This is a genomic window from Limnothrix sp. CMB-01 (assembly GCF_055193175.1).
Genome location: NZ_CM143720.1, coordinates 3,364,318 through 3,377,554, shown reverse-complemented (window position 1 = coordinate 3,377,554; position 13,237 = coordinate 3,364,318). Strand labels below are relative to the sequence as shown.

Below are 13,237 nucleotides of genomic sequence, written 5' to 3'. Positions count from 1 at the left end.
TTTTGGCAGCCGTGATGCAGTGTTTGGGCCGATGGGGCCGGCTGACCATGAGCAACGTCCCCAGCGATCGCTAAGAGGTAAGCGGGCGGCTTGGGGCTAATTGATCACGACTAATATCCAAATTAATATCCAAAATCAGTACTCAAACAGTGCTAGGGCTGTTTATCGCCGCACAGAGCCGCGCGATCACCTGATCCTAACCCATTCATCCCAAGACCCTGATGGATTGCCTGATGCATTTCCCGATGTACTAGATCTCCAGATCTCCGACTAGATGCACGAACTGAGGTGCTCGTTATTGAATTCCCATTGAATCGCCGAATTGAATCACCGACTGGATTACCGGATGGACTGCTGAATCAGTTGTTGGATGAATCGAGCGGTGGACAGCTTGCAGCAACCACCAAGCCGAGTGGCCAGTCACCACACGGCGGGACTAACCAGCAATCAACAGCTCCGCATTTATTATGAGTGGGTTGGCCCGGTCTTCACCAAGGGGTATTGATAATCAGCCCTGTTGTTGAGGAATTGGGGGCGGCAACCCAAGAAAGTTCGCCTCAAAATCCGTATGGATTGATACAAATCACCGCAAGCTCTCTACCAATTGCTAGGATTGCCCTAATGATGGCGGTCGGTATGTGATCAGCGAGGCGGCGTGATGACTGATAATGCGGCCTTTTGGGAGGGCATCGAGCAGGCAAAACAAGGCGACCAAGCAGCGGCGATCGCTTGCTTTGACCAAGCTATTGCGGCGGATCCCCATTGGTCTGAAGCCTATTACCGGCGGGGTTTGGCCTATTTTGATATGGGCCGATTGCAACAGGCTGCCTTTGACTATTCACGGGCGATCGAACTGGCGAACGATTATCAACCGGCTCTCTATGGTCGAGCCTTGGTTCGTGTGGTTTTGGATCACTTTGATGGAGCGTTGGATGATTTAGCCAGCCTGCTTCAGCTCAATCCCCAAAATCCAGCGGCCCACCAACTGAAGGCAACGGCCCTGCGCAAGCGAGGAGATCTTGCCGCCGCGATCGTCAGCCTGCGCAAGGCGACGGAGCTTTATCTCGATCGCCGCGATCCCGTGGGGGCCCGGCAATGTTTGGATTTACTGAAGCAGCTACAACCCAACGCCAGTCCGCCCGTGCTGACGGAACCGTTGCCCCCGTTTAATGCGCCGCCCACGTTGGCCAGTTTGCAGGCCACCGCCACGGGTGCGTCCACTGCGGGCACATCCAGCACGGGCACATCCAATACAGGTACACCCAATGCGGGCGCACCCGTGGGAGCGATGATGCGCCCAGAAGCCTTCTATGCCCAGGCTCTGAACCGGGCGGAGTCGGGAGATGTGCAGGGGGCGATCGCGGAGTTAGATTGGGCCCTGAAGTTGGATCCACAGGATCCAAAGGCGCTGGCCTGTCGGGCAGCGGTGCGCATTAAGCAAGGCAACTGGCAAGGGGCGATCGCGGATTGCAACCGGGCGATTCAAGGGGGTGGGGCTGATGCCACGCTTTACCGTTACCGGGCCAGGGCCAGGCTGGAAATGGGCGATCGGGCGGGGGCGTTGACGGATTTAGATCAAGCCTTAGCCCAAGATGACCAAAATCCGCTGCTGTGGTTGGCGCGGGGCGATGCCCAACAGGCACTGGGCAACTACAGCGCCGCGATCGGGGACTATAACCAAGCATTAGAGTTGGGGGGCGATCGGCCCGCCATTTTGTTGTTGCGGGCCCAAGCGGCCGTTCGCCAAGAAAACCTGAAGCAGGCGATCGAGGACTACCAAACCGCCGCCAGCTTGTTTTGCGATCGCAACGACTGGGAACGCTATCGCGCCACCTTGGAACAACTCAAGATGTTGCAACAGCCGGTGAACCTGTCTCCGGGGTTGCCCCAAAAGTCCCAAAATCCCCTTTGGCAGCGGCTGTTGGGGCGGGTTGGCGGCCAGGAAGCGATCGCACAAACCTTGCTCGATCGGGCCCGAGACCATTACCCCAACATGGATGAGGATTGGTATTTGGAAAAGGTGCTCTATGACCTGGAACGGGATGACCTCCCGGAGGATTAGGGCCCATCGTCAAATCGCCTGAAACCCTGATGACCTCGTTCTTCAAACAATCAGTCGTAGGGGCGAGGTCTCCTCGCCCATTCCCGTAATCCTTGGGTGTTCCCAGGGGTGGACAGGGTTGTGGCGATCGCCCGGGTGAGGGTTGGGAGACCCAACCCCTACGATGATTGGGGCAATGAAAACAGGCCCCAAAGACCCATAATTTCGACTCGCGAAAAGTCTGGGAACTGGCTTTGGGAACTGGCAACGAAAGGGTTGATCAGCTTTCGCCAGCCACAGGGGTTGCGATCGGGGAGAACATAATCGATTCCAGTTGAATCAGCGCCTTGTCTAGGTCGTCGTTCACCACCTGCTGATCAAATTCATCGGCAGCGGCCACTTCCTCGCGGGCCCGGGCCAAACGCCGCTCGATCGCTGCTTCGGCATCTTGGCCACGCGATCGCAACCGTCGTTCCAACTCATCCAGCGACGGCGGCAACACAAACACCCGAAACGCCTCGGGAAACGTGGTTTTGACCTGACGCGCTCCCTCTAACTCAATTTCCAACAACACCTGCTCGCCCCGCGCCAGACGCTCCACAATCGGTTGGCGCGGGGTTCCATAACAATTACCGGCAAACTCAGCCCACTCCAGCAGATCACCCGCTTCGGCCATGGCCATGAACCGATCGCGCGACACAAAAAAATAATCCTGCCCGTCCACTTCGCCGTCACGGGGCGATCGCGTGGTGGCAGAAACGGATAAATACAAATCGGGATGGCGTTCGCGTAACAGCTTCACCAATGTGCCCTTACCCACGCCGCTGGGGCCTGTTAATACCGTTAGCGTTCCGTTCGCCATTTGAGTTGCGCGCCGATCTTCAAATGCATTAATACTGGTCTCAATCAAGGGAAAACAGTGCTGATTTAAAGCCAACTTAAAGCCAACCTAAAGCCGACTGAAGCCAACTTAAGCTGATCTACAAAATCGAAACCTCGTGAATTAAAAACCTATCAATCAAGAACTCGTCAACCGAAAGCCTGTCAAGTGATGGAGCCAGGTCGCTCCTAGTCCATCAGCCTAGATCCCAATCATCCTGTCAGTTTTAGCGATTTTGAGCGTGGCTTTAGCCCCTTAGGCACTAGGCCCATGGTTGCATTTTCCATAATCGCTCGATCGCATTCTTGGGGCTATCTGGCTTGCCACAAAGTGTAGTCAGCCAATGTCATTAGCCTAATAAATTAGCCGGTGGTTACTGAACCACAATCTTGCCGGCCATGCCAGCGCCACGGTGAGGTGCGCAGTAGTAGCTGTAGGTGCCAGCAGGCAGGTCGCTCGGCAGGGTGAAGCCAGCTTCGCCTTTGCCCAACAGTTGGCCCAGTTTCTTCACTTCAGCCGCGTCAAACTTCGAGGCATCTTCCAACACCACGTTGTGGGGCAAACCAGCGGGGTTCGACCAAACGATCGTGTCGCCAGCCTTGGCGGTCACGGTTTCAGGGGAGAACTTCAGCAGGTTGGTCATTTGCACGCTGTGGGTTTCGGCCAGGGCGCTGGGAGCCACGGCGAACAACACACCAGCAAACAGAGCGACGGCAGCCACCAGCAGGCTAGCGCGACGGGCGATCGATTTCATCCAAGCTTTCATTGGTCAAAAACTCATGAAAGGGGTTTTACAGGTTGAATTCTATCGCTCTCCCGTAGCAACGGTGCTGGTTTTGACCAATTTCCTTCGACCGATTCGATTTGATCGATTAGGTCAGATCGATTAGGTCAGATCGATTGGGTTTGATCAGCTTGATCGAGCTTATTGCTCCAAGGAACCGTGACCACAGCCGATCGCCTGGGTGATGGATGACCAGCCACGCTCCGCCAGCTTGGCCGCCAAGCCCTCAGCAATGCGGCGGGGCAGTCCCGGCCCCTCGTAGACAAAGCCGGTGTAGACCTGAACCAAGCTGGCCCCGGCGGCAATTTTGTCCCAGGCATCCTCGGCGCTGAAAATACCGCCCACGCCAATAATGGGCAGTTGGCCAGCGGTTTGGCGATAGATATGGTGAATGACTTCCGTGGCCCGATCGCGCAGGGGTTGGCCACTAATGCCCCCGGCTTCGGCGGTGATTGGATTGCCCGTTTGCTTCAGGGTTTTGGTTTGCAGTTGGTCGCGGCGGATGGTGGTGTTGGTGGCAATCACCCCTGCTAGGCCAAAGCGCTGGGCAAGGCCCACTACGTCATCGATCGCGCTCCATTCCAAATCTGGCGCAATTTTCACCAACAAGGGCTTCTGGCCTTGGTTGTCTTGCTGAAGGCTGTCCAAAATCTCCCCGAGTCGATCGGCATCTTGGAGCGATCGCAGGCCGGGTGTGTTGGGCGAAGACACATTCACCACGAAATAATCGCCCCAATCCTTCAGCAGCCGGAAGCTGCCCAAATAGTCGGCGGCGGCTCCTTCCAATTCAGTGATTTTGGACTTGCCCAGGTTGACCCCGATCGGGATGTTGGGATTTTCCCAGGGGGAAGGGCGAAGGGCGGCCAGCCGTTCAGCCAGCGCCGCAGCCCCTTGGTTGTTGAATCCCATTCGGTTCAGGACGGCGCGATCGGGCAGCAGGCGAAAGAGCCGAGGTTGCGGGTTGCCCGGCTGGGAATGGAGCGTCACCGTGCCCAACTCCGCAAACCCAAACCCCAGTTGCTCCCAAGCCCCGGCGGCTACCCCATCTTTGTCAAAACCAGCCGCCAGGCCCACGGGGTTCTCAAACTTCAAGCCCCAAAGGGTTTGACTCAGTTCCGGTGTTTGGGCAGTGAACCAATGGCGCAGGTTGGCGAGCATCGATCGCCCCGTGGCCGATCGCCGCAACTGAGCCAACCCTTGCAATAACTCCATGGCCTGGTCGTGGGCCCGTTCGGGGCTAGGAGCCAAGGGCGAAAACACCAACGGACGAAGGACGCGATACCAATCCATAAAACGGCAACAAGAGACGGCAACAAGAGACTGATGCGGGCTTGAGTTCGCCAACAGCAGAGCAGACCCACCCCGATCGCGCAAGTCGCCAATCAAGTCGCCAAGGACGCAATCGGCGGTTTTAGGGGGCTTTGAACCGACGGCGGCTTGAAAACTGCTTAGGACGTAAGCGATCGAGACAATTCCACTTGATTCACAGCGCGGTTTAGGTGGCGCAAAAACTCTTCTTTGCCTTCAAAGCGATCGAGCCGAAAAATTGGTTTTCCATCCTGAAACAAAATCACCGTCGGCAGGGTGGTGAGGCGATAGGAATTGGCTAATCTCAGATTGCTGTCTGCATTGACATTAACCAACTTGATCGACTCACCCCAGTCCGATCGCAGCTTATTCAGGAGGGGATCAATCAAACGACACAATCCACACCAAGGGGCCCAAAAGTTCACCAACACCAAACCGGGCGTTTGTAGCACTTCCCGATCGAAGCTGGAGTCATCCATGGTATCTAGCATTATGAACCGGCAAAGAAATATTAAAAAACGCTGGACGAGAAATAAACGAAAATAATCAAAAATCGCCGGGAATTTGGCACATTTCAGGAAGGCTAGTCACGCAAACCAATCTAGAAATGTCCTCTGTCCCCGGCGATCGATACCTACCAGTTTACGCTAGCCGTTAGCCGAATGAGCGCCGGATGGGCCCACCAAAATCCCAACACAAAGGCCGTGACCCCCACATAGGCCGGACGCAAAAATTCCGCAAGCTGAAGGGTTTGGCGGCCGTCAAAAATTGCCCGAAAAGGAATGATTGATGTGCGTTCCTTGACTTTTAAGAATGCATCGCCATAGCGGCCATACAAGCGCCGATCCCCGTGCCAAATTGCAAACAGGTGATGGGCAATCAAACCGGCACAGGTCACCATCATGAAACTGGTTCCCAACCAAAGGGCATGGCCCACGCACCAAATAATTTGCCCGATCGCCTGGGGATGGCGAGTGATCCGAATAATTCCCGTTTCGTACAGGTGAACTTGGGGCTTGGCGACGGCGGCCACTTCCAACAGGTTAAAGGTGGCCGGATAAAGGAACAGAAATGAAATGGCCGACAAGATCCAAACCACTGGCTGCACCCAGGCTTCTCCTTGCAGTTGCCAAAGTTGGATCCCGTCGTAGCGATGGTTGAAAAAGTAGGTAATCAACAATCCCGCGGCCGGCAAACTGACCAAGGCAAACAACACCCGGTAAGCCCGCGCGCCGATCAGGGCTTCGCCTTTGATCCGCAGGGCTGCTAGTCCGCTGTGCAAAACCGCAAACCCCACCAACAAACCCAGCATGATCCAATGGCTGGCGGGAAACCAGGCGGGAGTGAGCCAAGGGGCCAAACCCAGGAGGGAACTCATTGCCCCGATCGAGCCGATCGATCCAGTAAATCCGAGGGAGAAAATGGAAATCATGATGCAATCAATCACGCAATCGGCAGTGAGGGCAGAGGGAGGATCGGTGATCCAAACGGGCAAAACCCGAAATAATCAAAAATGACCAAAAGTGACTGGAAATCGCCACAGGTGACCCGAGAGCGCCAGAAATCGCCCCGAAAATTGCTGGAAATCACCAGAAACAACCAAAGATAGCTGGAAACAACCCCAGAGAGAGTTGGAGATCCCCAAAGGTGGCTGGAAGACGGCAGCAACCGGCCTCAGCGCTCCAGGATAGGAATTTACCGGTTTTTGGTCGGTGCGCCGCAGGGATTGGTGCTGTGTTTGATCCTGGGTCTATCAGGGAACCGAAATTTTCTCATAAATGTTTTTAATCAAATGGTGGGGGTCTGCTTCAGAATAATGAAGAACGGGCGATCGTGCGGCTAGGTCGAGATGAGATCCTAGGTTGATGATCATTTGTCACCGTTCGATCGCCTAAGGTTCACTGTCTACGGTTCAGTCGCCCCGTAACCTCTCGATTCACGCCTCCTTTCTCCAGAATGGTGGGCCTGTGAATTTGGCCCGGGCCCTGATGGTTGTCGTTGGGGACTCTTCCCAGTGCAACCTTCCGCCAAAAGGCTGTTTCGCCCTGTGTTGTTTCGCCTCGTGTTGTTGCGCCCTGTGCTGTTTCGCCCTGTGCCGTTTCACTCGATCGCGCCACGACATCTTGCAGCAACGGCTTTCTTCGCCAACTCCCGATCGATTTCCATCCCATTCCACTCGATGGCTTTCTCCAGGCTGTAGTACTGTCTATGTCCGATTTGCCATTCACGCTTGACCAACTCCGCATCCTCAAGGCGATCGCCGCTGAAGGGAGCTTTAAGCGGGCCGCCGATAGCCTCTATGTTTCGCAACCTGCGGTGAGCTTGCAGGTACAAAACCTAGAGCGCCAATTGGATGTGCCCCTGTTCGATCGCGGCGGTCGCCGGGCCCAACTAACCGAAGCAGGCCACATGCTGCTGAGTTACGGCGAAAAGATCCTGACCCTTTGCCAGGAAACCTGCCGGGCAATCAAAGATTTGCAAAACCTCCAAGGTGGAACCCTGATCGTGGGGGCCAGCCAAACCACCGGGACTTATTTGCTGCCTCGGATGATTGGCATGTTCCACGACAAATATCCCGAGGTGGGGGTGCAGTTGCATGTGCATTCCACCCGCCGCACCTCCTGGAGCGTGTCGAATGGCCAAATCGACCTGGCCATTATTGGCGGCGAAGTGCCGGCCGAGCTGCAAGAGTCCTTGGAAGTGTTGGCCTATGCCCGCGATGAGCTGGCGCTGATTTTGCCGCCTCAGCACCCCTTGGCCCAGCTTGATCCCATCGATCGGGAACATCTCTATGGGTTGTCTTTCATTGCCCTTGACTCCCAATCCACCATCCGCAAAGTGATTGATACGGTCTTGAGTCAGTCGGGAATTGACACCCGCCGCCTCAAGGTAGATATGGAATTGAACTCGATCGAAGCCATTAAAAACGCAGTTCAAGCAGGTCTCGGCGCGGCCTTTGTCTCCGTAGCGGCGATCGAAAAAGAACTGCAATTAGGCCACCTCCACCGCAGCCAAATCGAAAACTTCCGGGTTGAACGAATCCTCAAGGTGATTACCAACCCCAACCGCTATCGATCCAAGGCCGCAGAAGCCTTCACTCGCGACATTTTGCCCCATTTTGCTTCGGCCGATTTATATCCACCGCCCCCGAGCGTCCCTAGCTCTCCGGAGCCGGAAATGCTGATTAGTTTGGATTAGTCAATTTGGCATTAATCCCTCTCAAGCTAATTAATCTTGGGTTAATTAATCTTGGATTAATCAATCTCGAACTAATCAATTTCAAACTAATCAATCTTGGATTAACCGATTTTTAGAAAACAAGTGATCAAAAAACAATAGGCAACCAAATCGGAAACCAATTTTAAAATTTTGATCAGAAACCGGTTGATCAGAAAGTTGATCAGAAACCTGAACCATCGACCTTCTGGGGAATAATTGCCGGCCGTTGCGGCCCCTGGCTTAGACTGGAGGCAGCGACCGAAGGCAATCCCCATGGAGGTTTACTGCACGCGGCCGGGGTGCGATCGCCCCCGGAACGAGTTTCCCGATCTGGATCACCCTCAGACCCTGGTGTCTGTGGGGCAAAAGTTTTGTTCGCGCTGCGGAATGCCGCAAATTTTGGGCGGTCGCTATTTGCCGATTCGCCTGTTGGGGCAGGGCGGCTTCGGAGCGGCTTATTTAGCCATCGATCGCTACACCCCCGCAACCCGTAAATGCGTGGTGAAACAGTTTTTGCCGCCGGCCGACCTTCAGGGCGATCGCCTAGCCCTGGCCCAATCTTTGTTTGTGAAGGAAGCGGCGGTGCTGGAATCTTTGGGCCATGAGCATCCCCAAATTCCGGATCTGTTCGCCTTTTTTCCGCTCACGGTTCCCACCCCAACAGGCGATCGCACGCAGGACTACTTCTACATTGTTCAGGAATTCATTGACGGGCAAAATCTGGAAGAGGAGCTAGCAGATCAGGGCCCTTTCTCAGAGGCAGAAACGCGGATCGTGTTGCGAGAAGTGCTGAAGGTGCTGCATTTCATTCACGATCGGGGAGCCATTCACCGAGACATCAAACCCTCAAATCTGATGCGGCGGCGGGATGGGCGGCTGTTTTTGTTGGATTTTGGTTCCGTGCGGTTGGCGGCCCAAGGCTCGAATAACCAGTCCACCAGCATCTATTCCACCGGATTTGCGCCGCCGGAGCAGGTGACCGGCGGGATGGTTTTCCCATCCACGGATCTCTATAGCTTGGGGGTCACTTGCCTGGTGTTGTTAACGGGGCAAGCGCCTGAAACCCTTTATGACTCGTTTCAGGGCCAATGGCGCTGGCGATCAGGGGTGACGGTCAGCGATGAGTTGGCCGTGGTGCTCGATCGGCTGGTGCAGCTCACGCCCAATCAACGGTTCAGCTCGGCCCAAGAGGTGCTGGCGCGGCTTGATCAGGTGACCATTTTGCCGTTGGTGAATCCCGGCGCGGGCCAGCCCAGTTTGCAAATTTTGAGCGTGCCACCCAAACTCAGCACCTCTCAGCCCATGGCCGCCGGCCCCGCCCCCCTTGCGCCCCATCCTCCAGCGCCAACCCAACCGCAACCCGCCACCTCCCCAAAACCCAGCAAGGGCAAGGCGCGATCGGGCACACCCTTCAGCACGCGCGAGTGGATCAGCCACAGCCTGTTTACTGGTGTTCAGGGCACATTAATTTGGAACTTTGGGCAAAGTTTGGGGCAATTGTTCGGCATTGAGGCGGCCGTGCCGGGCCTGTGGTTGCTGATTATTTTGGTGGCGCTGCAACAGTCGCGGACGATCGAGCGGTGGGATTTATTGCTGTTGCCGGTGATTACGATCGGGGTAGTCAGCCTGATTCCTCTGTTGCGAAACGGGTTAGCCCTGTTGGAATTGATCGTGCTGGCCGGGGCGATCGGGCTGGTTTGCGTCATCATCACCTGCATCATTCGCCTCGGATTTCTGCTCACAGGTCGCACTCGACCCTAATCAGAATCCATGGCCATTCTCAACACAACCAGACAAGGGGCTGAAGCCCCTTGTCTCCCACGATTTCGCGAGAATTTTCAGCAGATTTAAGCCAAGGCTTTCACGATTTCTTCATCAGTCGAAAAGTCCACTTCCGCGCGATCGGCTCCCGACGGTAAGTAATCATTTTCAAACGCATCTCGCAACCCAGAAACCAAATCGTAGGCAGGTTGCCATCCCAAGTCTTGTTTTGCTTGTTGATTGCTGGCAAAGAAATGCTGCACGCGCATTGGAAAAGCCTTTCGCTTGCCAAAATCAAATTGCTTGGGATCGTAATGAATCAGTTGCAATTGCTCCGGATCTTTACCGGCAGCCAATGCACAGGCCCGCGCCAAGCCATCGAACGTGACGTAGCGATCGCCCGAAATGTTGTAGATTTTGCCAATGGTTTTGGGGTTACCAGCCGCCGCCACCATTGCACTAGCCAAGTCAGCCACATGGCCCAGTTGGGTGATGTGTAATCCGTTGCCGGGAATGGGAATTGGGCGATCGCGCACAATCCGATCAAAAAACCAAGATTCCAGCGGATTGTAATTCAGGGGCCCGTAGATATAGGTGGGTCGAAATGATGTGAAAGGTTCATCATGGTGGGCTAAATAACTTTCCGTTTCATGTTTGCCCTTGTGACGACTTTTGGGATCAACGGGGTCTGCCTCGCAGTGGGGCAATTGGTCGGTTTTTAGGTAAACACCGGCCGAACTCATGTAGAGAAAATGCTCGGTTTTACCGCGCAACACTTCCACCAGCGGTTGCGTGTCGCTGAGTTCGCGACCGTTATTATCAAACACCCATTCAAAGTGGCGATGGGCTAGCTTTGATTTCAATTCATCGCCTTGGGTGCGATCGCACTGAATCACTTCCAAACCTTCAACGGGCGAGGGCTTGCGACCACGATTCAACAGGGTGACTTCATGACCTTTTTCCACCAGTAATCGGGTCAGATAAACGCCAATAAACCGCGTTCCACCCATCACTAAAACACGCATAAATCCCTTGCACCTTTCAAAAAATGGAGTATTGATCGCTTGGAAAACAAAATTGGGGAAAGAAATAGCCCGGAAGCTTTGAGACCACAGCGACGAGGCTATTTTATCGATTTATTCCCCACACAAACGCTCCACCGCCCCTTAAGATTTGATCTGTTACCGCTTGCGATTGATTGTGCCTGCCCATGAGTCGGTTTGACCCCGCTGAAGATGCTGCCTCGGGCGATCGGGATGCGCGATCGCGCCGCAGCTTTGGATCGGCGGCCGATTGGCAAGGAGCAGGAGAAGATTGGCCCTTGGAAGCGTTCAACGTCAAAGCATTTCGCAAACGGGGCGATCGCTCCGGTGAGCCGGGCCCCAGCGCCCGATCACGCCCGCGATCGCGCCCTCAATCTTGGTTGGGGCCAACGCCCGATCGGGATGACTCACTGACCCAAAAATGGGAGCAAACCTGGCGGCAAATTCGCGCCCAGTTGCCCGACCCACGCCAGGTGAACCCGTCTCGCCAACGGGTGACGGTTGTGGGCGGCGTTTTGCTGGCCGCTGTGGCGGGGTTGGTGTTGCGGTTGGTGTGGTTACAGGGCGTTCAGGGCGAAACCCTCACCAACCGGGCCCGCGCTCAACAGCGAGTAACAGTCAAACCCTTTGCGCCTCGCCGCTCAATTGTCGATCGACGCGGGGTGGCGCTGGCGCTCGATCGGGTCACCTACACCCTCTACGCCCACCCCAAGCTATTCAACAAGCCCAAATCCGTGGTGGCAGCCCTTGTGGCTTCGATTTTGCAGGAACCGGTGACGGAGGTGGCCCAAAAACTGGAGCGGGGCCGCAGCGGCATTCGGCTCCACGAGTCCCTGACGGAAGACCAGGCCCAACGGATTCGGCGCACGGCCTTGGATGGGCTGGAGTTGCATGAGCGGCCCGGTCGGGTCTATCCCCAGGATGAGATGGCGGCGGAGATTGTGGGTTATGTGAACCTATTTGACGGCCAAGGTAAGACCGGCTTGGAATATTCCATGGGGCGACTGTTGGCGCGATCGGTCAGTCCTGTGACCCTGGAACGGGCCCCGGGTGGCTATGCCCTGCCGCGCTTGGGCAGCCTGGAAAACGATCGGCTGAACCAGTTGACCTATTTAGACGATTTACAGCTCAAATTAACCCTTGATTTGCGATTGCAACGGGCCGCCCGGGCCGCCGTGCAGGCTCAAATGACCGCCAGCCGCGCCAAAAAGGGAGCCGCGATCGTCCTGGATGTGCAAACGGGAGCCATTCGGGCCCTGGTTTGTGAACCCAATTACAATCCCAATCGCTACTCAGAGGCGGATGTTGCCCGTTTCCGGAATTGGGTGGTTTCGGATTTATACGAACCGGGGTCAACCTTCAAGCCGCTGGTGATGGCTATGGGGTTGGATTCGAGGGTGTTGAGTTTGGATGACACCTTTGATGACAATGGTTCGGTGCAAGTGGGCGATCGAATTATTCGCAATTTCAACTTTGCCAGGCTAGGGAAATTGAATCTGAGCAAAGTCATCCAAACTTCGAGCAATGTTGCCACAGTTCGGATTGGTTTGCGATTAGATCCAGGGGTGTTTTATCAATACTTACAGCGCCTGGGTTTTAATCAAGCTAGCGGGGTTGATTTACCCTTTGAAACCCCTGGTCAAATTAAAGATCGTCAGACTTTTTTAGCCTCCAAAATTGACCGTGCCACCACCTCTTTTGGTCAAGGGGTTGCCATCACACCGCTACAACTGGTGCGGGCGATCGCGGCCCTGGCCAATGGGGGAAAACTCGTCACGCCGCACATTGTGGACAGCCTCAGCACCGTTGAAGGGCAACCCTATTGGCAACCGGCCCACCCGGAACCGATGCCCGTCTTTTCCGCCGCCACCACCCGCGAGGTGCTGAAAATGATGGAAACCGTAGTGTCTCAGGGCACGGGCAAACGGGCCCAAATTCCGGGTTATCGGATTGCGGGCAAAACCGGCACTTCCCAAAAACAAGATGAACGGGGCGGCTATCGGCGCGGGGCTGTCATTGCCAGTTTTGTCAGCATTTTTCCCGTTGAAAATCCTCGATATGTGGTGATGACCATTTTTGATGAACCTCCGGGTGGTTCTGGCGGGGTGGTGGCGGCTCCGGCGGCTAAGCCAATTTTGGAATCGATTATTACGCTCGATGGATTACCGCCCCAATAGGTTTTCAGAGATCAAGTTCGCTCA

The 13,237-nt window shown here is 55.3% G+C and carries 10 protein-coding genes; 4 read left to right on the top strand and 6 right to left on the bottom strand.

Annotated features, from left to right (window positions below; translation table 11 throughout):
- The first annotated feature begins 658 nt into the window (after positions 1 to 658).
- Complete coding sequence (locus ACZA91_RS14035; protein WP_463182859.1) at positions 659 to 2,062, top strand: tetratricopeptide repeat protein; 1,404 nt, start codon at positions 659 to 661, stop codon at positions 2,060 to 2,062.
- A 259-nt stretch (positions 2,063 to 2,321) separates the two neighbouring features.
- On the opposite strand, the gene gmk is transcribed toward ACZA91_RS14035, so the two are convergent.
- From gmk to ACZA91_RS14010, 5 genes are all read right to left on the bottom strand, one after another.
- Entirely contained in the window at positions 2,322 to 2,903 is a 582-nt protein-coding gene (gene gmk, locus ACZA91_RS14030) for a guanylate kinase (protein ID WP_099532560.1), read from the bottom strand.
- Positions 2,904 to 3,294: 391 nt separating this feature from the next.
- A complete protein-coding gene (locus tag ACZA91_RS14025; protein ID WP_199312255.1) occupies positions 3,295 to 3,687 on the bottom strand; it encodes a plastocyanin/azurin family copper-binding protein in 393 nt (130 codons plus the stop codon).
- Positions 3,688 to 3,846: 159 nt separating this feature from the next.
- Positions 3,847 to 4,995 carry a quinone-dependent dihydroorotate dehydrogenase gene (locus ACZA91_RS14020; protein ID WP_463182855.1) on the bottom strand — a complete coding sequence of 383 codons (1,149 nt, stop codon included), beginning with the start codon at positions 4,993 to 4,995 and terminating at the stop codon, positions 3,847 to 3,849.
- Between the two features lie 158 nt (positions 4,996 to 5,153).
- Positions 5,154 to 5,492, bottom strand: coding sequence for a thioredoxin family protein (locus ACZA91_RS14015; protein WP_234406677.1), 339 nt, complete (start codon positions 5,490 to 5,492; stop codon positions 5,154 to 5,156).
- Between the two features lie 155 nt (positions 5,493 to 5,647).
- On the bottom strand, positions 5,648 to 6,391 hold the full coding sequence (locus tag ACZA91_RS14010; protein ID WP_099532584.1) for an NnrU family protein: 744 nt from the start codon (positions 6,389 to 6,391) through the stop codon (positions 5,648 to 5,650).
- A gap of 830 nt (positions 6,392 to 7,221) precedes the next feature.
- On the opposite strand from ACZA91_RS14010, the gene ACZA91_RS14005 reads away from it, so the two are divergent.
- A complete protein-coding gene (locus ACZA91_RS14005) occupies positions 7,222 to 8,211 on the top strand; it encodes a LysR family transcriptional regulator (protein WP_099532556.1) in 990 nt (329 codons plus the stop codon).
- 294 nt (positions 8,212 to 8,505) lie between these two features.
- Entirely contained in the window at positions 8,506 to 9,993 is a 1,488-nt protein-coding gene (locus ACZA91_RS14000) for a protein kinase domain-containing protein (protein WP_463182850.1), read from the top strand.
- An 86-nt stretch (positions 9,994 to 10,079) separates the two neighbouring features.
- Here ACZA91_RS14000 and ACZA91_RS13995 read toward each other — a convergent pair whose 3' ends face one another.
- On the bottom strand, positions 10,080 to 11,018 hold the full coding sequence (locus tag ACZA91_RS13995; RefSeq protein WP_099532553.1) for an NAD-dependent epimerase/dehydratase family protein: 939 nt from the start codon (positions 11,016 to 11,018) through the stop codon (positions 10,080 to 10,082).
- A gap of 185 nt (positions 11,019 to 11,203) precedes the next feature.
- On the opposite strand from ACZA91_RS13995, the gene ACZA91_RS13990 reads away from it, so the two are divergent.
- Positions 11,204 to 13,213: a peptidoglycan D,D-transpeptidase FtsI family protein gene (locus ACZA91_RS13990; RefSeq protein WP_463182848.1), complete on the top strand. Its 2,010-nt coding sequence runs from the start codon at positions 11,204 to 11,206 to the stop codon at positions 13,211 to 13,213.
- The last annotated feature ends 24 nt before the right edge of the window (positions 13,214 to 13,237 follow it).

Coding starts and splice junctions, on each gene's coding strand:
- ACZA91_RS14035 (WP_463182859.1), top strand. CDS start 659: ATGACTGATAATGCGGCCTTTTGGGAGGGCATCGAGCAGGCAAAACAA.
- gmk (WP_099532560.1), bottom strand. CDS start 2,903: ATGGCGAACGGAACGCTAACGGTATTAACAGGCCCCAGCGGCGTGGGT.
- ACZA91_RS14025 (WP_199312255.1), bottom strand. CDS start 3,687: ATGAAAGCTTGGATGAAATCGATCGCCCGTCGCGCTAGCCTGCTGGTG.
- ACZA91_RS14020 (WP_463182855.1), bottom strand. CDS start 4,995: ATGGATTGGTATCGCGTCCTTCGTCCGTTGGTGTTTTCGCCCTTGGCT.
- ACZA91_RS14015 (WP_234406677.1), bottom strand. CDS start 5,492: ATGGATGACTCCAGCTTCGATCGGGAAGTGCTACAAACGCCCGGTTTG.
- ACZA91_RS14010 (WP_099532584.1), bottom strand. CDS start 6,391: ATGAGTTCCCTCCTGGGTTTGGCCCCTTGGCTCACTCCCGCCTGGTTT.
- ACZA91_RS14005 (WP_099532556.1), top strand. CDS start 7,222: ATGTCCGATTTGCCATTCACGCTTGACCAACTCCGCATCCTCAAGGCG.
- ACZA91_RS14000 (WP_463182850.1), top strand. CDS start 8,506: ATGGAGGTTTACTGCACGCGGCCGGGGTGCGATCGCCCCCGGAACGAG.
- ACZA91_RS13995 (WP_099532553.1), bottom strand. CDS start 11,018: ATGCGTGTTTTAGTGATGGGTGGAACGCGGTTTATTGGCGTTTATCTG.
- ACZA91_RS13990 (WP_463182848.1), top strand. CDS start 11,204: ATGAGTCGGTTTGACCCCGCTGAAGATGCTGCCTCGGGCGATCGGGAT.